The sequence below is a fragment of the Streptomyces sp. NPDC023481 genome, from assembly GCF_055560195.1.
In genome coordinates this window covers 1-22,399 of record NZ_JBVHJE010000030.1, presented here as the reverse complement: position 1 = coordinate 22,399, position 22,399 = coordinate 1, and the positions used below count along the sequence as shown (strand labels likewise).

Annotated in this window: 16 protein-coding genes and 9 pseudogenes; 16 read left to right on the top strand and 9 right to left on the bottom strand. The window is 67.9% G+C overall.

The window, feature by feature from the left end; translation table 11 throughout:
* Positions 1 to 187 precede the first annotated feature (187 nt).
* Together ACZ3ZD_RS35810 and ACZ3ZD_RS35805 are read left to right on the top strand one after the other, a co-directional pair.
* Entirely contained in the window at positions 188 to 1,105 is a 918-nt protein-coding gene (locus ACZ3ZD_RS35810; protein ID WP_467407200.1) for a hypothetical protein, read from the top strand.
* A 425-nt stretch (positions 1,106 to 1,530) separates the two neighbouring features.
* On the top strand, positions 1,531 to 2,067 hold the full coding sequence (locus ACZ3ZD_RS35805) for a hypothetical protein (protein WP_467407197.1): 537 nt from the start codon (positions 1,531 to 1,533) through the stop codon (positions 2,065 to 2,067).
* A gap of 738 nt (positions 2,068 to 2,805) precedes the next feature.
* Here the strand turns inward: ACZ3ZD_RS35805 and ACZ3ZD_RS35800 are convergent.
* A complete protein-coding gene (locus ACZ3ZD_RS35800; protein WP_467407195.1) occupies positions 2,806 to 3,639 on the bottom strand; it encodes a PIG-L family deacetylase in 834 nt (277 codons plus the stop codon).
* A gap of 837 nt (positions 3,640 to 4,476) precedes the next feature.
* On the opposite strand from ACZ3ZD_RS35800, the pseudogene istA reads away from it, so the two are divergent.
* A pseudogene (gene istA / locus ACZ3ZD_RS35795) lies at positions 4,477 to 5,954 on the top strand (IS21 family transposase); the annotation flags it as partial.
* Between the two features lie 85 nt (positions 5,955 to 6,039).
* On the top strand, positions 6,040 to 6,801 hold the full coding sequence (gene istB, locus ACZ3ZD_RS35790) for an IS21-like element helper ATPase IstB (RefSeq protein ID WP_467407190.1): 762 nt from the start codon (positions 6,040 to 6,042) through the stop codon (positions 6,799 to 6,801).
* Positions 6,802 to 6,874: 73 nt separating this feature from the next.
* Here the strand turns inward: istB and ACZ3ZD_RS35785 are convergent, their stop codons facing one another.
* Positions 6,875 to 7,225, bottom strand: a complete 351-nt coding sequence (locus tag ACZ3ZD_RS35785; protein ID WP_467407187.1) for a hypothetical protein — start codon at positions 7,223 to 7,225, stop codon at positions 6,875 to 6,877.
* 154 nt (positions 7,226 to 7,379) lie between these two features.
* On the opposite strand from ACZ3ZD_RS35785, the pseudogene ACZ3ZD_RS35780 reads away from it, so the two are divergent.
* Positions 7,380 to 7,679 (top strand): annotated as a pseudogene (locus tag ACZ3ZD_RS35780) (DUF6009 family protein); the annotation flags it as partial.
* Positions 7,680 to 7,993: 314 nt separating this feature from the next.
* Here ACZ3ZD_RS35780 and ACZ3ZD_RS35775 read toward each other — a convergent pair.
* Positions 7,994 to 8,125, bottom strand: a pseudogene (locus tag ACZ3ZD_RS35775) (transposase); the annotation flags it as partial.
* Here ACZ3ZD_RS35775 and ACZ3ZD_RS35770 point away from each other — a divergent pair.
* The 6 genes and pseudogenes from ACZ3ZD_RS35770 to ACZ3ZD_RS35745 form a co-directional block, all read left to right on the top strand.
* A pseudogene (locus ACZ3ZD_RS35770) lies at positions 8,110 to 8,889 on the top strand (helix-turn-helix domain-containing protein); the annotation flags it as partial. The pseudogenes ACZ3ZD_RS35775 and ACZ3ZD_RS35770 sit on opposite strands and share 16 nt — an antisense overlap.
* Complete coding sequence (locus ACZ3ZD_RS35765) at positions 8,864 to 9,466, top strand: IS630 family transposase (protein WP_467407202.1); 603 nt, start codon at positions 8,864 to 8,866, stop codon at positions 9,464 to 9,466. The pseudogene ACZ3ZD_RS35770 and the gene ACZ3ZD_RS35765, both read left to right, overlap by 26 nt.
* Positions 9,467 to 10,077: 611 nt before the next feature.
* Positions 10,078 to 10,656: pseudogene (locus tag ACZ3ZD_RS35760) on the top strand (carbamoyltransferase N-terminal domain-containing protein); the annotation flags it as partial.
* A 1-nt stretch (position 10,657) separates the two neighbouring features.
* Positions 10,658 to 11,356, top strand: a pseudogene (locus ACZ3ZD_RS35755) (carbamoyltransferase C-terminal domain-containing protein); the annotation flags it as partial.
* A 55-nt stretch (positions 11,357 to 11,411) separates the two neighbouring features.
* Positions 11,412 to 11,695, top strand: a pseudogene (locus tag ACZ3ZD_RS35750) (carbamoyltransferase C-terminal domain-containing protein).
* 31 nt (positions 11,696 to 11,726) lie between these two features.
* On the top strand, positions 11,727 to 12,197 hold the full coding sequence (locus ACZ3ZD_RS35745; RefSeq protein WP_467407184.1) for an NUDIX hydrolase: 471 nt from the start codon (positions 11,727 to 11,729) through the stop codon (positions 12,195 to 12,197).
* A 39-nt stretch (positions 12,198 to 12,236) separates the two neighbouring features.
* Here the strand turns inward: ACZ3ZD_RS35745 and ACZ3ZD_RS35740 are convergent, their stop codons facing one another.
* Positions 12,237 to 12,587 (bottom strand): hypothetical protein, encoded by a 351-nt coding sequence (locus ACZ3ZD_RS35740; RefSeq protein WP_467407181.1) that lies wholly within the window; start codon positions 12,585 to 12,587, stop codon positions 12,237 to 12,239.
* A 292-nt stretch (positions 12,588 to 12,879) separates the two neighbouring features.
* Between ACZ3ZD_RS35740 and ACZ3ZD_RS35735 the strand changes: the two genes are divergently transcribed.
* Complete coding sequence (locus ACZ3ZD_RS35735; RefSeq protein ID WP_467407179.1) at positions 12,880 to 13,092, top strand: hypothetical protein; 213 nt, start codon at positions 12,880 to 12,882, stop codon at positions 13,090 to 13,092.
* 88 nt (positions 13,093 to 13,180) lie between these two features.
* Here the strand turns inward: ACZ3ZD_RS35735 and ACZ3ZD_RS35730 are convergent, their stop codons facing one another.
* Both ACZ3ZD_RS35730 and ACZ3ZD_RS35725 read right to left on the bottom strand, forming a co-directional pair.
* A complete protein-coding gene (locus ACZ3ZD_RS35730) occupies positions 13,181 to 13,336 on the bottom strand; it encodes a hypothetical protein (protein WP_467407175.1) in 156 nt (51 codons plus the stop codon).
* Positions 13,337 to 13,522: 186 nt separating this feature from the next.
* Entirely contained in the window at positions 13,523 to 13,759 is a 237-nt protein-coding gene (locus ACZ3ZD_RS35725) for a DUF2283 domain-containing protein (protein WP_467407173.1), read from the bottom strand.
* Between the two features lie 404 nt (positions 13,760 to 14,163).
* Here ACZ3ZD_RS35725 and ACZ3ZD_RS35720 point away from each other — a divergent pair, with 404 nt between their 5' ends.
* From ACZ3ZD_RS35720 to ACZ3ZD_RS35710, 3 genes are all read left to right on the top strand, one after another.
* Positions 14,164 to 14,295, top strand: a complete 132-nt coding sequence (locus ACZ3ZD_RS35720; RefSeq protein WP_467407170.1) for a DUF6417 family protein — start codon at positions 14,164 to 14,166, stop codon at positions 14,293 to 14,295.
* Between the two features lie 285 nt (positions 14,296 to 14,580).
* Positions 14,581 to 19,272 (top strand): DUF6531 domain-containing protein, encoded by a 4,692-nt coding sequence (locus ACZ3ZD_RS35715; RefSeq protein WP_467407168.1) that lies wholly within the window; start codon positions 14,581 to 14,583, stop codon positions 19,270 to 19,272.
* A gap of 31 nt (positions 19,273 to 19,303) precedes the next feature.
* Positions 19,304 to 19,801, top strand: a complete 498-nt coding sequence (locus tag ACZ3ZD_RS35710) for a hypothetical protein (protein WP_467407166.1) — start codon at positions 19,304 to 19,306, stop codon at positions 19,799 to 19,801.
* An 86-nt stretch (positions 19,802 to 19,887) separates the two neighbouring features.
* Here the strand turns inward: ACZ3ZD_RS35710 and ACZ3ZD_RS35705 are convergent.
* Both ACZ3ZD_RS35705 and ACZ3ZD_RS35700 read right to left on the bottom strand, forming a co-directional pair.
* A pseudogene (locus ACZ3ZD_RS35705) lies at positions 19,888 to 20,648 on the bottom strand (IS5 family transposase).
* Between the two features lie 2 nt (positions 20,649 to 20,650).
* Positions 20,651 to 20,797 carry a hypothetical protein gene (locus ACZ3ZD_RS35700; RefSeq protein ID WP_467407163.1) on the bottom strand — a complete coding sequence of 49 codons (147 nt, stop codon included), beginning with the start codon at positions 20,795 to 20,797 and terminating at the stop codon, positions 20,651 to 20,653.
* A gap of 796 nt (positions 20,798 to 21,593) precedes the next feature.
* On the opposite strand from ACZ3ZD_RS35700, the gene ACZ3ZD_RS35695 reads away from it, so the two are divergent.
* Positions 21,594 to 21,851: a hypothetical protein gene (locus ACZ3ZD_RS35695; protein ID WP_467407161.1), complete on the top strand. Its 258-nt coding sequence runs from the start codon at positions 21,594 to 21,596 to the stop codon at positions 21,849 to 21,851.
* A gap of 399 nt (positions 21,852 to 22,250) precedes the next feature.
* On the opposite strand, the pseudogene ACZ3ZD_RS35690 reads toward ACZ3ZD_RS35695, so the two are convergent.
* Positions 22,251 to 22,399, bottom strand: a pseudogene (locus ACZ3ZD_RS35690) (IS5/IS1182 family transposase); the annotation flags it as partial.

Genomic DNA, 22,399 nt, shown 5'->3' with positions numbered 1-22,399 from the left:
TCGACCTGCACGATGCCCTCGTCTCCCTGGCCTGCGGCCTCATCTGCTGGAGACGCCTCAAGAAAGCCCGACCATGATCGTGTTACGAGCTCTTATGGCCGATGCCGAGCGGTGGGGGTGACTTGCTGAGTCGTGACGCTCTGCATGCAGTCTATTGCTGAGTGAATGTAATCTTTAGGCTCTGCTCATGTCGAAGCAGCAGCGTGGCAGGAAGCACCGAACACCGCAGAAGCGGGTCGCAAGCGGTCCTGCGATATCACGTCCGCGAGGGGAAGCATCGGAGTTACGGGGCAGCGGATTGCAGCTGCGGGGGAACCTGGACCACGTGGCTCGGATGATGGAGCACACGAAGCCGGACCAGTTGGCGGAGCTGGTACTGCCGTATTTGTGGGTGGCCCTTGCCGACGGCCGCGTTCCGGCGAACGTCTGTGTGGACGCGCGTCAGACTCTGCGCAATGCCTACGGGCAACTGGGGGTGCGGGCCGAGCTGCTGCCGGTCTACCTCGCAATCCGGAACCCGGACGGAGGCGGAACCCGGTACGGCTCGCTGACACCGACTTGGACGGGCACGTCATGGAATGGGCATTGTGTCCTGGTGCTGCCCGACTCCGAGCGGTTCGTGGACGCGACGGTAAAACAGTCCGACGATGTACGCGAACTCGCGATGGGGCCGATGGTCGGCAAGGTGGCGCTGTCGACCCACGGGACTCAGGACGGCTTGCTGATGACACGGGGGGCCCAGGTGGTGCTTCAGCGTGGAGAGTTGGTATTGACGTACACGGTCGCCGGGCCGGAGGCCCTGGCCTCGATCGTGGAGCATCCGGAAGCTGTTGACCACGCCAACGGGTATCGGCGTACCGGGGTGAACGTTGCGTCCTACACCTTGGCGGCCCTGCGGAGCGAGGGGGTGCGCGGCCGGGCGATGCAGGCGCCGCATCCGAGACTGCGGGCTCTGCTGCAGGCGGTGGGAGATGCTCCGTTCGAGGCGGACGAGGCTGGAGACGTTCGGTTCCTGCTCCCTGACCAGGGTGGGGAAGACCGGTGGCTGCATCTGGACGAGATCGTGCTTCCGCCGAGCGTCCCGGCTGCCTGGCCGCGCGGGTAGAACCGGCATGGTGTGTCCGTTGGCGGCGGCATGCTGATGAGCTCTGACGATCGTGGAGTGGGGATGGTCTCTCGTCGTCCTGGAGGCCGGCCGAGCTGGTCTGCTCCCCACATCCGCGGGGATGATCCCTTCCTGATCGGTTGCGGGCGGCCCAGGACGCTCTGCTCCCGCTCCCGCACCCGCGGGGATAATCCCACCGGGCAACGCCGTTCGGCCTGTTCGCCGGCCTGCTCCCCGAACCCGCGGAGATGGTCCCGACCTGCCAGTGCCAGCCGCCCGGCTGCCAGCCTGCTCCCCGCGCGTGCGGAGATGGCCCCAACGAACCGGTGCGGGGAGAGCGGTTCTTCCCCTTGCCTGCTAGAGACCATGTGGCCGAAAGAATCTGTGAGCGAAGGTTTGTCAGTGGTCGTTCATAAGATCACGGCATGCCTGATGCCTTCACCGTCTTGTGGACCCATGACACCTGCCGTGCCTTGCGTAAGGCGGGTCACGCGGGAGAGCGGCCACCAGTGGCCTTCAGCGGCGTCCATTCCTCCCTGCCCACCTGGTCGGGTGCCCGAGCCGGGGACGAGGTGTACGCGCTGCACGTCAATCGGTGCGCCGTGTACCTCGTGAGCCGGATGCGGGTGATCGACATGGACCGGCGCGAGTGCTGCGGCACTGCCCCCAGCAGCTGGCAGGATCCGGCGTTTCCGGGTCACGGCGGCTGGTCGATGCTTGGTGCCAATGGCTGCGGTGCCACGGCGGTGCACGTGGACGCGACGCCTATACGCTTCGACATGCCGATACCAGGGAACGTTCTGGCGGGGCTCACGTGGCGCAACCGCCGGGGGCAGACGCGTGGGCTGAAGTATCTGGTGGATGGCCGACTTGAGCGTTCGGTCAGCCTCCGGGGGTTCTATCGTCTGACCTCGGAGTCGGTCGGCGCGCTGGCGCGGATGGTCGATGATGCCTTCTCTTAACCCAATACAGAAGTGGTCACGTATCAGACTGGCTATGCCGGAGAAGGCTGTCTTACTCCCCGCACCCGCGGGGATGGCCGCGATCGAGAAGTGGCGGAAGCGCTCCCCACGCGTGCGGAGATGGTCCCGCCGGGTTCGGTCTCATCTGCGGGTTAGACGCCTGCTCCCCGCGCCCGCAGGTATGCCCCGGGTCTGCGCGGGTCTTCGCTCCGCGACGTCAGTGAGGCCGAATGGCCGGCCGTGGCCCTCACAGGTGCGGCTGCCGCCGCGTGCTCACGGCGCTGGCTGGCTACGGCAGCCGCCTCAAATATTCGCTTTGATAGGTATGCCGGATTCAGTGAAACTCATGAAAGAGAAGCCGATGGCACGGTAAGAATGCAGTTTTGCTCCCCGCACATGCGGGGACGGTCCCTCGTTCGAACCCAAGCCGAGGACCTCGGGGCCTCTCCCCGCGTTGCGGGGAGAGGCCCCGCAGAACGGCCGGCGAGGTGGGAGCAACCTCGCTCCCGGTCGACCTCCGCAGCGATATTCGCCCGCCGGACACGCCGGATGTGTACCGTGCGGTGGCCAGGTGGTTTGCGGGACGAGCGCCGTGTCGGGTTGGAGGTCGGGCACGCGTCGACGAGTCCTGGAAGCGGGCTGCCGAAGCGGGACTCGCGTGGACCATTCTGCGGGCGTGTGACCTGCTCGATCGCGCGTCGTGCAGCCGATGCACTTTCCCGGCCGGGCATGGACCGATCAGCGCAGTCCGGCGAAAAGGTCGTTCTCGGGTATGGCTGCGCCGGTGCTGTTCTGGACCCGTACGAAGGTCTCTACGCCCATCAACTCGCCGAACATTTCGTTTCCCAGCTTGAGGAAGAAGATGTTCTCACCCTGACTGGCGTGCGCGGCCAACGCGTCAAACTTCTGACCGCTGAACCGGGTCGTGTCCACCCATGTGGTGACCTCATCGTCGGGGAGGCCGATCTCGGCTATAGCGGCGGCCTGGGCCGGATCCGGCTCAGGCATGTCCTCATGAAACTCGCGCATGATCTCGCCGAATCGCTTCATCATCGAACGGGGCATCGTGGTCCAGTACACCTTCGGTGCCAGCGTGGTCATCTCCAGCGCGGCCATCGTGATGCGGTGGGCCTGGATGTGGTCGGGGTGGCCGTAGAATCCGTTCTCGTCGTAGGTGACGACCACATCAGGTCGGTAATGGCGCATGAGCTCCGCGAGCCGGGCCGCGCCTTCCTGCACGGGGGTCTGCCAGAAGGATCCGGGGGCGTCGTTGCTCGGCCAGCCCATCATCCCCGAGTCGGCATAGTCCAACGTCTCCAGATCGCTGACCTTCAAGACGGCACAGCTCGCTTCCAGTTCTTGACGGCGCATCGAGGCGACGGCCGCCGGATCGTGTCCGGGATCCCCCGGCTTGACACCTCCTGGTCCGTCACCGCAACGGCCGTCGGTACACGTCACGAGAACCGTGCGGATGCCTTCCGCCGCGTACCGCGCGAGGACCCCTCCAGTTCCGGTGGCTTCGTCGTCGGGGTGGGCGTGCACTGCCATGAGCGTCAAGGGCCGGTCAGTCATGAAGCAATCCTCCCGCAGAAAAACGTCTTGGTCTGAGTGCGCGGCGGGGCACCGCGATCTTGAGGCCCGCAACCTGGTGCGACGCCGGTCTCTCAGCCGATGCAACCGTGTTGGCCGGCCCGGTTGTTCCCGGCGCGGCCGCTCGGGCCTTCCAGACACCGGTGGGACGGGACCATCCCCGCACGTGGGGAATCGTCCTGGACGCCAACGAAATCCGCGAGGCGAACGTCCGGCCTTGGCCCACAGAGGTGCGGGGATGCCAAACCGCCCTCATCCCGCCGGCGGGTGACGGCGTCCCGTATCGAAGGGGCGCTTCACCTGGTATGTCGGATTCAGTGAAAGTCATGAAAGGTGAGCCGATGGGGCGGTAAGAATGCAGGTCAGTGAGTGTGCTACCCGCGCCTGCGGGGATGGTCCCGCTGCGATCGGCGGTGCCTGGGCCGCGAGTTGCTCCCTGCACCGTGCGGGTGTGGGTACGTGCTGTGCTCTTCCTCGTGTCCACACCCATTACCCCTGGCGTCGAAAGCGCGCTTTAGCCTGTATGTCGACGGTCAAACAATTCCCCACGATGTGCATGATCGGCGTCAGCCAATTCCCCACCCCCGTGGTCACGACGCTGACCGTCGATGGTGCCGCTGACCATGCTCGAACTAGCCTGATGTTCCCTGTTTCGTATGGTTTGCGAAGCTTTTGGATCTCCCTTGTGAATCGGTCGGGTTCCCCACGGGCATGCCGGTGCCCGGGTTGAGGGTCCTGGCCTCTCGGAGCCGTCGAGGTCCCTTGACCTGCGAGCCGAGAGGCCGACGGACGCACCGGATAGCAAGGAGAACATTCACCGTGGTCGACATCGTCGAGATCTATGTGCACTGGTACGCGGGCCGGTCCAAGAGCCAGGTGTCCACCTCGCTGGGGGTGGACCGCAAGACGATCAGGAAGTATCTGGCGCCGGCGGAGGCGGCCGGGATTATCCCGGGTGGGCCGCCGATGAGCGAAGCGGACTGGGCCAAGCTGCTCAAGAGCTGGTTTCCGGAGCTGGCCAGCCGGAGGCTGAACCAGGTGCGGTGGGCAGAGATCGAGCCGCACCGCGACTACGACCGTCACCACCATCAACCAACGGCTCCGGGACGAAGGCAAGTTGAGGGTGTCGCTGTCGACGTTCCGCCGTTGGGTGCACGAGAACCTGCCCGAGGAGGCGGCCCGCTCGAAGGTCACGGTGCCGGGAGAACGTCGTGCCGGGCTCGGAGGCCCAGATCGACTACGGCTTCCTGGCGCAGTGGATCAACCCGGCGACCGGGAAACGGCACCGGATCTAGGCGTTCGTGATGGTGCTGCCCGCCTCGCGGCACATGTTCGTCAGCCCGGTGGCCCACATGGACCAGCATGCCTGGACCGAAGCGCACGCGGAAGCGTTCCGCTTCTTCGGCGGTGTCCCGCGGCGTCTGGTGTGCCGGACAACCTGAAGACCGGGGTGGACACGGACCTCTACGACCCGCAGATCAACAAGTCGTATGCCGAACTCGCCGCCTACTACGGCGCGTTGGTGGACCCGGCCCGCGCTTCGAAGCCGAAGGACAAGCACGGGGTGGGGCGGCCCATGCCGTATGTCCGCGACTCGAACTGGAGCGGGCGGTCGTTCACTTCGCTGGCGCGCATGCAGGCCGAGGCCCTGCTCTGGGTGAGGAAAGTCGCCGGTCAGCGGCAGGGCCGACCGCTGGAGGGTGCGAAGCCGCTGGCGGTGTTCGAGGCAGTGGAGGCCGAGGCTCTGCTTCCGCTGCCGGCCGAGCCGTTCGTGCTGGCCAGATGGTCGAAGGCGGTCGGCCCGGACATCCACATCAAGGTCGGCCGCACCCTCTATTCGGTGCCCTGGACACTGATCGGCCGCCGTGTCGATGTCCGCTCCACCGCCGTCACGGTGCAGGTCTTCCACGAGGGCGAGCTGGTCAAGACCCACGCCGCCCTGGAACAGCACAAACGCACCGACAGAGGCGACTACCCGCCCGAGAAGATCGCTTTCCAGATGAGGACGCCGTTCTGGTGCCGCGGCCAGGCATCCCAGGTCGGGGACGCCTGCCGGGAGGTGATCGACCAGCTCCTGGAGGTCAACTCCCTCTACCGGCTCCGGGCCGCCCAGGGGGTGCTCGGGCTGCGGAAGAAGTACGGCGACACCCGCCTGGAGGCCGCCCTGCCGCAAGGCGATCGCGGTCGGCGACCCGTCCTACCGCACCGTCAAGGGCATCCTGGTCGCCGGCACCGAGACCGACCCGGAACCCGAGACCGGCGACGCCGGAGCCTCGGCCTTTCTGCACGGACCCGAGGGCCTGTTCGCCGCTACCGTCCCCACCCAGATCCCGGCAGCGTCCACGACGACCAGGGCCACGCCGACGCCGAGGAGGCTGCCCGATGAGCGTGATGACCACCGCCCTGCGCGACTCCCTCAAGACCCTGCGGCTGTCCGGGATGCTCGAAACCCTCGGCGCCCGCCTCACCCAGGCCCAGAAAGGCGAACTCGAACACCTCGACGTCCTCCAGGCCCTCTGCCACGACGAGATCACCCGGCGTGAATCCGTCGCGCTCGAACGCCGCCTGCGCAAGGCCAAGTTCGAGCAGCAAGCCACCCTGGAGGGCTTCGACTTCAACGCCTCCCCGAAGCTGCCAGCCGCCCAGATCCGCGACCTCGCGGCCATGCGCTGGCTCCACTCCGGCGAGTCCGTCACTCTGTTCGACCCCGTCGGCGTCGGGAAGACACACGTCGCCCAGGCCCTCGGCCACCAGGCTGTCCGCCAGGGCGCCAACGTCCGCTTCGCCAAGACCAGCGGCATCCGCGCCGAACTCGCCGGGGGCCACGCGGACCGCACCTGGGACAAGCGCATGTGCGAACTCATCCGCCCCGACCTGCTCATCGTCGACGACTTCGCCATGCGCCAGCTGTCCGCATCCCAGGCCGACGACCTCTACGAACTTGTATCCGAGCGGCAGAGCCGGTCCCTGATCATCACCAGCAACAGGGCGCCCAGCGACTGGTATCCCCTCTTCCCCAACCCCGTCGTCGCCGAGTCGCTCCTGGCCCGGCTGATCAACTCCAGCCACCAAGTCATCATGAACAGCCCCAGCTACCGGCCCAACAGGCGGCCGAAGGGAACCACCGAGCCCCCGGCCAAGTAGGCGAACCCACCCAGGAGCTGGGGGACTTTCGCGACCACAGCTCCTGGAGAAGACGCCGTCGACACGATCTGGCTCACAGCCACCGCTTGGCTGCTTCGACGCTGTCGCCGCCGCTCGTGTTGAACGCGATCGCCGCCTTCGGCGCGTGACGGCGGACCAGATTCACCACCTGCTCAAAGAGCGGCAGAAGCGGTTCCGGTTTGCGAATCCCACCCCCGATGACAACGACGTCCCAGCTGCGCTCGGACAGTGCTGCAACGATCGCCGGCTCGGCCGACTCATCCAGCTCGATCAGCGTCATGGACGCATCGATGGTGTGCTCGCCGAATCGGGCCAGTTCCTGGTCGAGGGCCGCTCGAAGGGCGTCTCCGTCCCTACCAGGCACTGCACGTGGGTCGATTCCAAGAATGAGAACGCGAGGCATGCCCAAGAGGACGATCAGCCATCCATCCAGGTTCCCACGGCGCAGGGCCGGTGCCCGATATCAGGGACGACACCCTGGGGCATTGCGTCAACTTCCGCAACTGCACGCTCCCCGCACCAGCGGCAAGCACCAGAACCAGCACCGTTCGAATCCCCTCCCCACCCGAACAGGCAAGCCTGCCTACCACCGCGACGGCCGCATGGTCGGCTACGCCACCCTTGCCAGCGACGCCAAAGCCTCCCGCGCCTCCGGTACCTTCCGCCGCCGCGTCTTCTGGCCCCTCCCGCACGGCCGCGACACCGAACCCGATGGCCTGTACGCCAGCTCCGCCCCGGCCGAGGCCATCGACCCCGCAACCCTGCAACCGCGCACCAAAGGCCGGAAAACTGAGCGCTCCGAAGGCGGCCCCCCGTCCAGCGCGATGCGAGCCCTCGGGATAACCCTCCCCCTCTGACCCGCCCGACTCCAGTGACCGAGCCGACTCAAGCGACCGAACTTCCGACACCATCCCGCCTTCTGGCTGCCTGCCGTCTGTAGTGGCGCGGGACCGTACCGCCACATAGCCCCCGTCCCCAGCACCACACCCGGCCGGACTGGCGAGGTCCGCGGCACCGAGCAGGCCCCCCGTGTCTGGACGTGCCCTGGCCGGGACCTCGGCGCAGTAGTCGACGCGGATTGCGGCGAACCCCGCGGTGCTGGAGTGGTGGCGTTCACTGTCGAGGCGTCTACAACCGGTTGCGGATCGGGCCGTCGACGGCAGTTACCGTATTTCTCTGGGAGGTGGACCCACTGCGGTCCGGTCTGGAGCTTCCAGGCGATCACGTCAATCACCTCACGGTGATCCCGCCACCGGCCACCCCGTCGCGGCGTCCGATCCGGGAGTAATGGCTCGATCTGCGCTGACTGCGCGTCAACGGCACAACCAGATCAACGAGTCGACGACCGGGATGAAACGGCCGTACCACGTCACCCGATACGAGCTACTGCTCTGTCGCCCCAGGTCGGTAGTTCGGGTTCGCCTGATAGCCGCCCGAGAGCCTGCCGCGAGCGTCTACTTGCCAAGCCGCGATGATGGCCTCAGGGGGCACAGCCCCGTTCGGATCATCGACCATGTTCCCGTCGATCTCGTATACCCAGCCCCCTGGATTCGCCTTGGCCTCGGCAACCAGTTCGGGCGGAGGTACCCGCTGCCCACTGCGCTTCCTTCTGAACATTCCCACGTCTCACACCTCCCCAGTCCTGAGGGGCGATGCTACGCAACGCCGGATGATCCAAACGAAGTGCCCCAGTCGCGCGTGCCGATGAAGCGCACCGCCGGGCCCCACTTCTCCCTACCGGGCCGAGACACCACCGGCACAAGGGCAGGCCGCCGCGCCTGTACTTGTGTGTCTTGCGCTGGCACGCCGCGCACGGTCCGATCAGGTCGCCGGCGCAGACCAGTCATCCACACCTTCAATGAGCGGGGGTTCGACGCGCTGGACCCAAAATGGAGCGGGGGACGCCCCAAGACGATCAGTGACAAGGTGCGCGAGCACATCTGCCTGATCGCCCGGCCGTCCCACGCCGACTGGGAGCTCACCGCGTTCTCCACCTGGAACCTGGGCAGGCTCGCCGAGCACCTGGTCAAGCAGAAGGTGACTGCGGCCATCAGCCGGGAGTCCCTGCGCCGGATCCTGCGTCAGGCCAAGGTCTCCTGGAAGACCACGACCGTGGAAGGCGTCCACCGACCCGGAGTTCATCGCCAAGATGCACCGTGTCCTGGCGTTGTACGACACTCCACCCGCCGACGAGTTCGGGCCGCTGAACCTGATGCCCCGCAAGAGCAAGGCATGGGGGCCGGTAAGACGTCCCCGCCGACTGCGGGCCACCTACAACCACACAGGCGGCGTGCGGCACATGCTCGCCGCCCTCGATCTGGCCACCGGCAAGCTGTACTACCTCATCCGCCCGCGCAAGCGCTGGCGCGAGTTCCTCGACCTATTCAAAGCCCTGCGCGCCCGCTGGGCCGGCCAGAAGCTGTACGTGGTGCTGGGTAACTTCTCCCCACACAAGCACGCCAAGGTCCGCACCTGGGCGGGCGACAACGACATCGAGCTGGTCTTCCTGCCGACCTACGGGCCCTGGCTGAACTGGATCGAGGCTGAGTTCGCAGCCCTGCGCTACTTCGCCTCCACGGCACCAACCATCGCAGCCACGACGAGCAGAACGCCGCCATCGCCGCCGACAAGTACACCCGTCTGATCATCTCCGACCGCAATCACCTCGGAGCCCTCGCCTACTGCTACGCGCCCCGGCCGAGGACACCCTGCCCTACCGCACGGCCCGAGACTTCTACGCCCGCCGCATCGCCCCCGAACTCCCGGAGACGGTCCGCACCGCTATCCTCCTGGTCAGCCCCGACCAGAGCCTCACCCGCCGGGGCAAGGTCTCCGAACTCCCCAGGTGGAAGCAGTGGTTCGACGAAGGCCTCCAGGAGCGGCTCCACACCTCTACACGGACATCGCCCCCACGCTGTGCCCGATCCCAACGGCGATCATCGATACCGACGGCGCCACCCGCGCGGCGGTACTCGCGCAAGTCGCCGGTGTGCTCGCGGACGCGGGCCTCGACCAGACCGCGCGGCGCCTCAACCTCCGCACCCGCGCCCACGGCGCGGCCGGCCGTGGACGAGCAGTTCGTCGACGCCTACACCCAGCTCGGCGGGTTGGACGCCCTCGGGCACCCCTTCACCCCGGAGATCGCGCACCGAGGCGGCACCGTCCAACTCTGCCAGCTCGGCGCCCGACACCGTGACTCGGCCGGACACACCCGGCTGTGGAACCCGCTCGCCGCCCCCGACAGGGGGCCGCCTGATGACGATCAGCACGCCGTGCGTCGTCGGGATCAACGTGGGTCACGACGGCGGTGCCGCCCTGATCACCGACACCGTAATGGTCGCGATCAGCGAGGAACGCCTCAACCGCACCCGCCACAGCCCCGGATGGGAAGCCTCGCTCCTGTACTGCCTGCGCGCCGTCGGCCTCACCCGCGCCGACATCGACCTGGTCGCGGTCAGCGGCATCGGCAAGACCCCGCCCGCCCGGACCGACACCGGCCTCGCTCACCTCGGCATCGACGGCGAACGGATCCTCCCTGTCGACCACCACCTCAGCCACGCGCTCACCGCCTACTGCCTCAGTCCGTACAAGGAGGCGACCGTGCTGGTCGTCGACGGAGGCGGCAACAACAACGACACCGAGACCTACTACCGGGCTACCCCCGACGGGATCGAACGCCTGGGCGGCAACCCTTCCACCCGGCCCTGCGCGGGCGGGATCGGCGCGACGTACGAAGCGTTCACCAACTGGCTGGGCTGGCACGAGCAGGAGGCTGGCAAGACCATGGCGCTCGCCTCGTACGGCGACGCCTCCCTCTACCTCGCCCCGCTCTTCGATGTCGTCGACACCCAGGTCTACGGACGTCTCACCCGTACCCGCGCTTCCGGCGTCGCCGATCTCGCCGAGCGGACCGGCTTCGACTTCGGCCCGTACGACAGCCGCGGCGCGCTCGAGCTCGGAAAGAACGCGGCGGCATACGTCCAGGCCGAGACCGAGCGTGCCCTGTGCGCTCGCCGAGCAGGCCATCGCCGCGACAGGGCTGGGCAACCTGTGCTTCGCCGGCGGCGTGGCCCTCAACTGCGTCGCCGCCGACAAGCTCCACCGCCTGGACACGGTCACCGGCTACTTCGCCCCGCCTGCCGCCAGCGACCGCGGTCAGGCCCTGGGCTGCGCCCTGTATGCCTGGCACCGGCTCACCGGCGACCTGCCCCGGCGGCCTCTGTCCAGCGACTACTTCGGCCGCGACTACACGAGCGAGGAGATCGAGCAGGCCCTGCGCCGCGATCCGCGCTCCGGTCTGGTCGAACGCCGCCGGACACCGTTCACATGGAGGCGCGAGAGCGACATCGCCCGCACGGCCGCCCAGATGATCGCCGACGGGAAGATCATCGGCTGGTTCCAGGGCGGCAGCGAGCTCGGACCCCGCGCCTTGGGCGCCCGCAGCATTCTCGCTGACCCCCGCACCACAGCCAGCTCCCACGCCCTGAACGAAAGGATCAAACACCGCGAACCGTTCCGGCCATTCGCCCCGAGCGTCCTCGCCGACCACGCCGGCGCCTGGTTCGATCTCGGCGTCCTCAGCCCGTTTCATGCTGCTCGCCCCGCCTGTACGCCCCGACCACGCCGACAAGATCGCCGGAGTCGTGCATGTCGACGGCACCGCTCGTGTCCAGACCGTCGACCCGGCCGCCGCGCCCGCCTACGGGGCGCTGATCGAACACTTCCACCAGTTCACGGGAGTGCCCCTGTCCTGAACACGTCCTTCAACGACCGCGAGCCCATCGTCGAGACTCCCGCCCTCGCGCTCGCCACCTTCCAGGCCTGCGATCTGGACGCGGCGTGTATCGGCTCCTACCTCGTCGAGCGGTTCTGACCCCCTTCCGGGGACTGCCACACTGGAGGACATGACGACCTCCCCGCCGCTGAGGAAGGCTGCCCGCGCCATCCTGGTCGACGCCGACGAACGCGTCCGGTTGCTGCGGTACGACGAGAACGGCGGCTTCTGGGCCACACCGGGCGGCTCCCTGAAGCCGGGGGAGGACGACACCACGGCAACGCTCCGCGAGCTGCACGAGGAACTCGGCATCGATGAGCAGGCTGTCGAACTGGGCGTGCAGCTCGCCGAGCGCAGCAAGGACCACCTGGTGGGCGGACACCCGGTCCGCCAGGTGGAGAAGTACTTCCTCGCCCGCGTCGACGCGGCCGCCGTCGACCCGGCCCGCGCCACGCAGCCCGACAACATCCGCGAATACCGCTGGTGGACCGTTCCCGACCTGCGCCGCACCCAGGAGACGGTCTATCCCGTAGGCCTTGCCGAGCTGATCGCCCGCGTTCGTGACGGCCGCATCCCCCAGCATCCTGTCGTGTTGGACTGATTCCTGACCGACCGCTGCTGGTGGTGCCCCTCGCAGCGGTCAGGTCAACTCGGCCAAGACGCCGGCCATGGAACGGTATGTGTCGCGCACTCCGTCGTCGTTGTGGAGCCGGTGCCGCTCCAGGCGGACGGCGCCGAGATGGCGGGCTTCGTACACGAGGGCTCGCCAGGTGGCGGCGGCGGAGGCGTCACCGAACCCGTAGGTGTCCCAGAAGGCAGTGCGCTCGTCCTGCTTGGCGCTGGCCATGCGAATGGTCCAGTCGGCAGCCGGGTCGCCGAACAGGGTGCGGTCCAGGTCGAGAATCCCACTGATCACCGGTGTGGGAGCGGGGGCGAGCATCGCGCCGACGCGGCTGACATCGTCGGCGATGGCGTGCAGGGAGGCCAGCACGGCTTCACTCCAGGTGGGGTGGCCGGGCCCGGCAACCGCGGTCTGCCTGCAGAAGGCCAACGACTTCCCGTTGGACGACGTCGTCGTCCTCAACCGACAGGGCTTTTACGAGCTGGCCGTGCAGCGTCAGCTACGCCATAGCCGGGGCGGCTGGTCAGGGCCTGCGCCTGTGCCGCTCCTGTGCCGCTCTATGCGCCGCGCTGCAGGAACAGGTGTTGCACGCGGACACTGGGGTAGACGCCGCTGGATTGTCCGCCGTACCCGCCGCACCTTCGAGCAGACCGTCCAGCTCTTGGACCTCTTCCTGCACCGCGAAGGTCGCATCCCGGCCGCACGCGAGACGATCCGCGTCGACGGCGACACCGTCAAGATCGGCGCCTGGCTCGCCAAGGCACGCACCAAGCACCGCTCCAGCCAGCTCCCCGACCATCACGCACGCCTGGTGGCCGCCCTGTTCGAGGGGGACTGGACGGCTGAGGACGCCGTTCCGGCCGTCCTGGTGTAGGCCCTGCTGTGGTCGGTGTGGGCAGGCATCGCTACCTGCATCCCGTGACCGCCGTCGACAGCAGGCGGCGATGACGGCGAACCGTGGCTCAGAGCTTGTCCAGCAGCCAACCGCAGAGGCCGAAGAAAAAGGCGACACAGAACAGCCGGAGAGCAATGGCCCGCATGCGCTCGACCGTGCGTTTATCGGCTTCTCGCTGTGCCAGCCCCACGTCGGCTGCGCGCTTCAGCTCGTGTTCGTCCATGACTTCCCCCTGATCAACCAGCCCCTGCAGAATGTCAGAAGGCGGCTGCTCCGTCGCGTACTGCCGCGCGTATGACGGCCTCGGTCGTCAGAACCCGCGAACGGGTCCCCTCCCGCTGCGCCGCCCCGCGGTCCTCCTATGGGCATCCGTCAGATCGCCCCGATTCCCCATAACTGTCTCAACGAATCACGCACTTCCCGGACGTGGCTCACGGTCGATCCTCTCGGCGCTGGCCAGCAGCTCCGGGTGCAACCGCCGTCTGGCGCTGAACAGTTCGATGCCCAGAAGTCGTCCGTGTGAGTCGTAGTCGAGTATCGCCGTGTCGTCCTCGGCAGGTACCTGCCGGACGGCCTCTCCTGGGGCGATGCTGTCGACGAGGTAGATGTACGCCATGTTCGCCGATGCGTCGTACTCGACCCGCATTACTGGCCTTCCCCGTTGTTCGCCGACCTGGGGTATCAGGTCCTGGTCTTCCGGAGAGCGTACTGACGTCGAAGATCGCCAGGACACCCCCTGGTGGAGTTGGCCGGCCGGGAGATGCGCGCGGAGCTGTCGGTGTATGAGGGTGGGCCCGTTGTGTGGGCCCTCCGGCTGACGGGGCACGGCCGGGATGCGCTGGTGTACACCGAGGCCAGCCCCGACCCCGATCACGGGTGCGTCGGGCCGGCTGACGGCGAGCGGCTGGTGGAGCTGCGCTGCTCGGAGATGGACGCGCTGCGCCTGTACGTGCACCTCGGTTCCCGGCTGCATGTGCCGCCGTCTGACGGCCTGGAGGAGAGGGTGCGCACTGCGCGCCAGCTCGGCAGCCTCTGGGGTCTGTCGCGTCGGTGGCCTACGCCTTCTACCTGCGCTCGGTGGGCGGCTCGGCGGCTGAGGCCAACCGGTTCGGCCGCGAGTACGGCATCACCTTCCGCCCGGCCAACCGATATCCGGCCTGTGGCCGAGCCCAGCCGCGGTGAGCAAGGTTCTGCCGTCTTCCATACTCTCCTCGTCTGCAGGGTCTGTACAGCTGGCTCGTCTGGGCGAGCACTCGTCTGGCGGCTATGCCGCGTGGGGGCGTTCGCAGCTGTGCAACGGGCCCCGTCGAGGTCCGCGGCGCGAGCACGGGACGGGGGACACCCCGCCAATGCTGGCTTGCTTGGCGGTGTCTTGCTGTCTTTGCCATCTACTAGAGTTCATGATCGCGAACGCGCTGGCTGTGTGTTGTCCGTGGGCTCGGAGAAACACGGGGGAGAGGTACGGGGATGGGTTACACGATTCCGGGCTGGCTCGATGAGGTGCTGGACTTCATCGGGGTCAAGTTCCCGAACGTGGATGAGGACGATTACCGTGAAATGGCCGACGGGATGCGGGATTTCGCGGACAAGTTCGTGGGACATGGCGCGGACGCGCACAAAGCTGTGTCACGGATCCTGTCCTCGTCCCAGGGCTGGGCCGTCGATGCGATGGAGAAGCACTGGAACCAGGTCAAGGCCAGCCATCTGGAGAAACTTCCTGAGCTCGCCCGCCTGTTCGCGGATGCGTGTGACGTCCTTGCCGACATCATCTTCTGGATGAAGACCAAGGCGGAGGCCGAGCTGGCCATCATGGCCGGATCGGCGGGGCTGTCCATCGGGCTCGCGTGGGTGACCGGCGGCCTGTCAGCGGTGCTCGGTGCAGCCGAGATCACGGCTATGCGGCAGGTTGTCAAGCGGATCCTCGACGAGGCGGTGGACCGGATCGTCGACGAGGTGATCGCGAAGGTCACCGAGCCGGTCAACGCCAAGCTGGAGGCAATGGTCGAGGACATGGTCCTCGACCTGGCGAAGGGCGCCTTCTCCCTGCCGCCGGCAGCAGGCAGCGGCACCGGGCACGGTCCAAAGGGCGGCCATAGCGGGATGCAGCTCGCCTCGGCCGGGGCTGGCGGCTCCGGCAGTCACGCGGGCAGGACCACCAAGATCGATCACGTCGAGTTCGAGGACGGCGCGGGCAAGGTATCCAGGCACGGCAGCGAGATGCACACTGCCGCGTCATCACCTTTGGGACGGGTCAGGGGGGCGTTCGGCCGCAGCAAGGGCCGCGACCCCTTCACACGGGTCTTCGACGACGTACTGCACGGTGCGATCAAGGGCTCGGAGAAGGCCCTGAAAAAGATCTCCACGCACATCACGGAGACCATTCCGGACCGGGTGAAGGCCACTTCCCGCTTGCACAAGGGCATCGACCTCGATGTCCGTGACCGGGTCAACGCCATCGGAGGCGGCAAGAAGGGCGGCGGGCATGATGGCGGGCGCACCCGCCTGGACGGCCTGGGCAAGCGTCTGCCCGCCTCACTGAAGGACGCCCTGGCCAATGCGCGTGGGAAAGCCGTCGCCCTGACCCGGCGGCGTTGCAAGACCGACCCCGTCGATGTCGCAAGCGGCGAGATGGTGCTCTCCCAGACCGATCTGGGTCTGCCGGGCGTGCTGCCCTTGGTACTGCGGCGCACCCACATATCCGGTTACCGCTATGGGCATTGCTTCGGGCCGAGCTGGGCCTCGACGCTGGACGAGCGCCTGGAGCTGACGGGCCGCGGTGCGATCTGGGCCCGCGATGACGGCTCACTTCTCGTCTACCCGCGAGTGCCGACCTCGGTCGACGATCCCATCGAGCCGGTCGAAGGCGAGCGCGTTCCGCTCACCTATGTCGACCGCAACGCGCTGGGTGAGATCACCTACGCCACCACCGACCCCTACTCGGGCCACATACGCCGCTTCGTCGGCAGCCCCTACACCTCCGGCGGCCTGTACTGGCTCAGCGAGATCGAGGACCGCAACGGCAACACCGTACAGATCGTCCGCGACGACGAGGGTTTGCCCAGCGCCGTCGTCCACGACGGCGGCTACGACGTGCGGGCCACCTGCGACCGGGCGAGCGGCCGCGTCGCGACCCTGGAGCTGCGCACCGCGGACGGCCCGGTCAAAGTCGCCTCCTTCGGCTACGACGACGGCGGCAACCTGAGCGACGTCACATCCTTCTGCGACACCGTTCCACTGCGTTTCACTTACGACGACGAGCACCGGGTGACGTCGTGGACCGACCGAAACGGCCACCCCTACGCGTACGTGTACGACGCGGCCGGCCGGGTCGTGGAGACGATCGGTCCCGACGGAGCGCTGTCCTCACAGTTCGCGTACGACACCGCCGAGCGCGTCACCCGGTTCACCGACTCGACCGGCGCGGTCACCGTCACCCGGCTCAACGCGCTCGGACAGACCGTCTCCGAGACCGACCCACTCGGCCACACCGTCCACTTCGTGTGGGACCGCCACGACAACCTGCTGGAGCGCACCGACCAGCTCGGCAACACCGCCCGCTTCACCTGGGACGAGCGAGGCAACCTGGCACGCATCCAGTTCCCCGACGGCACCGAGTCGACCACCAGCTACAACGACCTCAACCTGCCGCAACAGGTCACGGGGGCCGACGGCACAACCTGGCGGCAGTCCTTCGACGAGCGCGGCAACCGCACCCGCATCACGGCACCGGACGGCACCGAGACGCACTTCTCCTACGACGCCCGCGGCGCACTGCTCACCCTGACCGATCCGACCGGCGCAACCGAGCACCTCACCAACGACGCGGCAGGCCTCGTGCTGACCCGCACCGACGCCCACGGCCACACCGCGTCGGTTCAGCGTGACGCCTTCGGCCGGCCCGTCCGCGCCACCGCCCCCGGCGGCGCCACCACCGTCTTGGAGTGGCTGCCCCAGGGCTGGCTCGCCCGGCGCGTGGCCCCCGACGGGTCCGAGGAACGCTGGACCTGGGACGCGGAGGGCAACTGCACCTCCCACACCGGCCCCAGCGGCGCCGTAACCCACTTCGAGTACACGCACTTCGACCGACTCGCCGCCCGCACCGGCGCGGACGGCGCCCGATACTCCTTCGCTTACGACACCGAACTGCGCCTGACAGAAGTCCTCAACCCACAGGGCCTGACCTGGAAGTACACCTACGACGCGGCCGGCAACCTGACCTCCGAGTCCGACTTTGACGGGCGCACGGTCACCTACGAGATCGACCCGATAGGCCGACCCCTCGCACGCGCGACGCCGCTCGGCGCCCGGATCACCAGCGAGTACGACGTGATGGGCCGCGTCATTACCAAGGACGTGGCAGGTCGGCACACCCGCTACACCTACGACGCGGCCGGCCGCGTCAGCTCACTGATCTCGCCCACCTCCACGCTGACCGTGGAACGCGACGTGGTCGGCCGGGTCATCGCCGAGACCGTCGACGGGCGCACCACCCGCTTCACCTACGACGCCGCCGGACGGCGCACCACACGCACCACGCCCACCGGCGCCATGACCCGGTCCACCTATGACGCGGTGGGCAACCGCACGGCGCTGCTCAGCGACGGCCATGCCCTGACCTCCACCCACGACGCGTGGGGCAAAGAGCTGACCCGCCGCTTCGGACCTGCCGAAGAACCGGTCACCCTCACCTCAGGGTGGAATGACATGGGCCGGCTGACCTCACAGATGCTGACCGCCGGCGGCCGGACCCTGCGCGCCCGGGCATACGACTACCGGGCCGACGGCTGCCTGGAGCGAATCTCCGACGAACTGAGCAGCACGAGCCGCAGCTTCGACCTCGACCCGGTCGGCCGCCCCCTGCGCGTCAGAGCCGAAAACTGGTCGGAGTCATACTCCTACGACAGCGTCGGCAACGAGACCACCGCAGAGTGGCCCGATCAGGCCGCGCGCACGGAGGGCCGCGGAGAACGCACCTACGAGGGCACCCGCGTCCTGACCGCCGGACGGATCCGCTACGAGTACGACGCCGCGGGACGCACCATACTGCGCCAGAAGACACGGCTGTCGAAGAAGCCGGACACCTGGCGCTACACCTGGGACGAGGAGAACCGCCTCATCGCCTGCGTCACCCCCGACGGCACCCGGTGGACGTACTCGTACGACCCGCTCGGGCGGCGCACGGCCAAGCACCGCATGGCCGACGACGGGCGCACCGCCGTGCAGTCCGTCCACTTCACCTGGGACGGCACCCGGCTGGCCGAGCAGACGGACACGGCCCACCACATCACCACCACCTGGGACTACGACGGCCACCGCCCCCTGACCCAGCTCGAGCGCCGCACAAGCCCCGGGCACCAGCAGAGCGAGGTCGACGCACGCTTCTTCGCGATCGTCACAGACCTGGTGGGCGCACCCAGCGAACTCGTCGACCCACAGGGGAAGATCGCCTGGCGTGGTCGGTCCACCGTCTGGGGCACCACGAGCTGGAACCGGGACGCGGCGGCGTACACCCCACTGCGCCTGCCCGGCCAGTACGACGACGCCGAGACCGGCTTCTACTACAACTACCAGCGCCACTACGACCCCGACACCGCACGCTACACAAGCCCCGACCCGCTCGGCCTGGGCCCGGCGCCCAACCCGGTGGCATACGTCACCAACCCGCACACCCGGATGGACCCCGAGGGTCTGATCGCCAAGGGATGCACGGAAAACGGCGGCTGGTACAGCGGGCTGAAACCCGCGAACCTCCTGGATGACGACAAGCAGCGCATCAACCCCGTGGACCAGGAGATCAACCACATCCCCGCCAAGGCGTCCTACGCCCACCTGGACCTGCCCGGCTTCCGCACCAACAAGAACGGCGGTGGCGCCGGCATGGGCCCCGCGATCCGCATGGACGCCGAAGACCACCGCGACCTGACGAGCACGGGCTCCAGCAAGGAGAGCGAGGAATGGCGCGCCAAACAGCGGAAGCTGATCGACGCCGGACACTGGGACCAGGCCATGCAGATGGACATCGACGAGATCCGTGAGCTGTACGGCAACAAGTACGACACTCACATCAAGGACATGGTCGACAGCCTGAAGAACAACAAGAAGTTCCAGGCCATGCTGACGAAGAAAGGATGGACGATAAACTACGACATCCTGAAATGACGACGCTGCGAAGGAATGAGGGATTTAGCCGATGGATCTGGTACTCGACCCCCCGCGCGGAGTCGCGCCGATCCTGCTGGGCATGACGCTCGACGAGGCGCTCGCCGCGGTGCCCGACTGGGGCGAGCCCCGGGTACTGAGGCGCCCGAGCCGGAACTCGGCGAAGGCGTCCTGGACCCTCGACCACGTCGGCCTGCAGGCCCTGGCCGAGGGCGGGACCCAGGTCACCGCGATCGAGCTGTGGTGGCCCGGTGAGGGCCGCACGTCCACCACACGCGTCCTTCTCGAGGGGGACGAAGTGTTCACCACCCCTGCCGAGGACCTCTTCCGGCGTGCCGTCGATCGGGGCTGGACGGTCGACAGGTCGCAGCCCGAGTACCCGGTGATCCCCGGGGTATCCCTGGGCTTCACCCGGCAGACCTCGCAGGAGATCGAGCGGGACTCAGACGGTCTGCCGAGGTACGTCACCTCTGTCCTCGTGGGCAGCAAGGACTACTACGACTACCGCTATCAGGACGGCGGTCGATAGTCGCCCGTCTCACAGCGGCTTAGAGGTCGTTTTCTCCCGAAGTTTCGTCCCGGAAATACTGTTTGATCCCGTGTTGTCGGGTCGCGTCAGGAGATGGTGGCTTCGCCGGTGAGGCGGCGGGCCATCGGGTCGGTCATGGCGAGGTGAATCATGGCTTCGGAGCGGACGGGCAGGGTCTCGTAGTCGCGCGCCAGGCGGTGATGGCACATCAGCCATCCGTAGGTCCGCTCCACGGTCCAGCGCTTGGGCAGCGGAGTGAAGCCCTTGGCCCCGGGGGTGCGTTGGACAATTTCCATGTCGATGCCGGGGGCGGCGGCGTGCTCGACGAGGTGCTGGCGGTAGCCGCCGTCGACCCAGGGTTTGCGGATGGTGGGGTGCGCGGCGGCCACCTGGTCAATCAGGTGGGTGCCGGCGACGGAGTCCTGCACGCTCGCGGCCGTGACCAGCACTGCGAGCAGCAGTCCGAGGGTGTCGGTGACGATGCTCCGCTTGCGGCCGACGATCTTCTTCGCCGCGTCGGTCCCCTGCCCGGCGGCGAGGATACTGGTGGAGGTCTTCACGCTTTGGGTGTCGATGACGCACGCGGACGGCTCCGCTTCCTTACCCTCCTGCTGTCTTAACGGCCTGCGCAGCACGCCGGTGAGCTGGGCGAAAACGCCGTCTTTCTGCCACTTGGCAAAGTAGCCGTAGCATCCCAGGGTGGGAAGTCGTGCGGCAGGTAGCGCCACTGCACCCCGGTGCGGTCCACGTACAGGATAGGAACGAGCCGAGGGCTGACCGGTCGGGGGAGCGCGGCCGTGGCCCCAGGCGGAGCCCACGTAATGCGGTGCGTTCGCAGTGCCGGGATGTCTAGGCTTCCGCTATGGCAACAAACGGGTACGGCACCCGGGCGTGGCCCTCACGCTCGGTGAACTCCTTGAGCTTCGCCCAGACGCGCGCCCAGTCCTGCCGCTCTGTGTCGATCACATTGAAGCTGACCCAGTTCGCGACCACCACGGGATCACGCGGAGCCGCAAAACGGAGCAGCAGACGGGTTCTTCCTCGTTACCGCCGGGTGCGGCACCGATGTATTCGGAGAGCTGCGCGACGTCCTTCTGAGGCTCCTGCGGGATCGCCAGCAATTCCAGGGCCTCCTCATCGTGAGCCCGCAGACCCTCAGGAACTTTCACCAAGGGCCGGTACGAACCCGGGGGCGGGGCCGGCCCCGAGCGCGCGGCGCCCGGCGATCGGGCGCGGCTTCGGCTCGGCGGCCGGAAAGGCCGGGAGACGTTCTGCGGCGAGCTGCGCGCGCGGCGCCGGCGGGTCGGTGTCTCTCATGTGAGACACGGCGGTGGCGGGTCCGGTGTCCGGCGGGCGGTGGGCGGTCATCGCCCGATCATCGCGGCACGGTCCGAACTCTTCTTCACCACCCCGGCGTGGGCTCCGGCCGGTCCCAAGGCGCGCGCGTGTCGCTCGCGCGCGAGGCGGTGAACTTCGGCGAGCACCAGGCGGCTGCGCTGTCCGCCCGTCACGGCTCGGCTTGCTCGAAGAAGACCGAGATCGCCCCAAACATCGGTGCCGATTTCCCCCATAACCACTGTGTCAACACCGTTGCCCGGTCTCACCGAGTGACGAGGCTCACAAGAGGTGTGAAAGAGCTGGTCAGACGGCCTTGCGGGGCTAACCCCCGCATCCCTGACCCTGAGGCTGCCCTGCCCGGGAGTCATCCCGTGACCCAAGGGCAAAGAGGGCTCGCCCTTCACCCGTCCACGCGGACCGTCCGCGTGCTGCTCCCTAGGGGGAAACAGAACTCATGTCCACGCTCGCTCTGCTGGTCATCGTGCTCCTGGTCCTGGTCGTCCCGCTCACCGTCGGCGCCGTGGTCTACGCGGTTCACCGCCGCCCGGCTCTCAGCACCCCGGTCACCGCCGGCATCGCCACGGTCGCCGCGACCGCCGCAGTCCTTGCCGTCGTTGTCGCAGCGGGCGGCACCTCGGCGGGCGCCAACCCCGACCAGGGGACCGGCCACGCCCGGCAGCACGCCCTGACAGACCCCGCCTCAGGGAAGTAGTCGGCGCGCCAGATCGTCTTCGATCACGGCGCTGAGTTGGGGGTTTCGCTGGAATCCGGGGCGACACCGGCGCGACCCAGGATGCGACCGAGGCCGGGACGCAGGATGCGACCCAGGGCAGGACCCAGGACGCGACCGAGGGTGCGACCTGCGGGCCGGCGCGGCGGGCAGGCGCTCGGCGGCGAGCGGGGCGCGCGGTGCCGGTCCGTGTCATCGCGCGCGGTGGTTACTCCTTCCTTGCCCTGGCCGCCGTCCTGGACGGCTGGGACGCGGCGGGCGGGGGAGCACCGGCGTAGCGCTGTAATCCTCATGGGCCTGGAGGCCGCCCTTCATGACGCCCCGCTTGATGAGTGGGCGTACGAAGTGGACGGCGAACCGGTGGAGGGCTAAGACCGTGTCCTACGTGGTGAGGCGGACGAGGCGCTTGTAGCAGCACAAGGCCGCGGCGAGACTGAGGAAGGCCAGGTAGTTGCGGGGATTGCGTTCGTAGCGGGGGCTGAGTCTGCGGTAGCCGGACAGCCACGACATCGTCCTTTCGATCACCCACC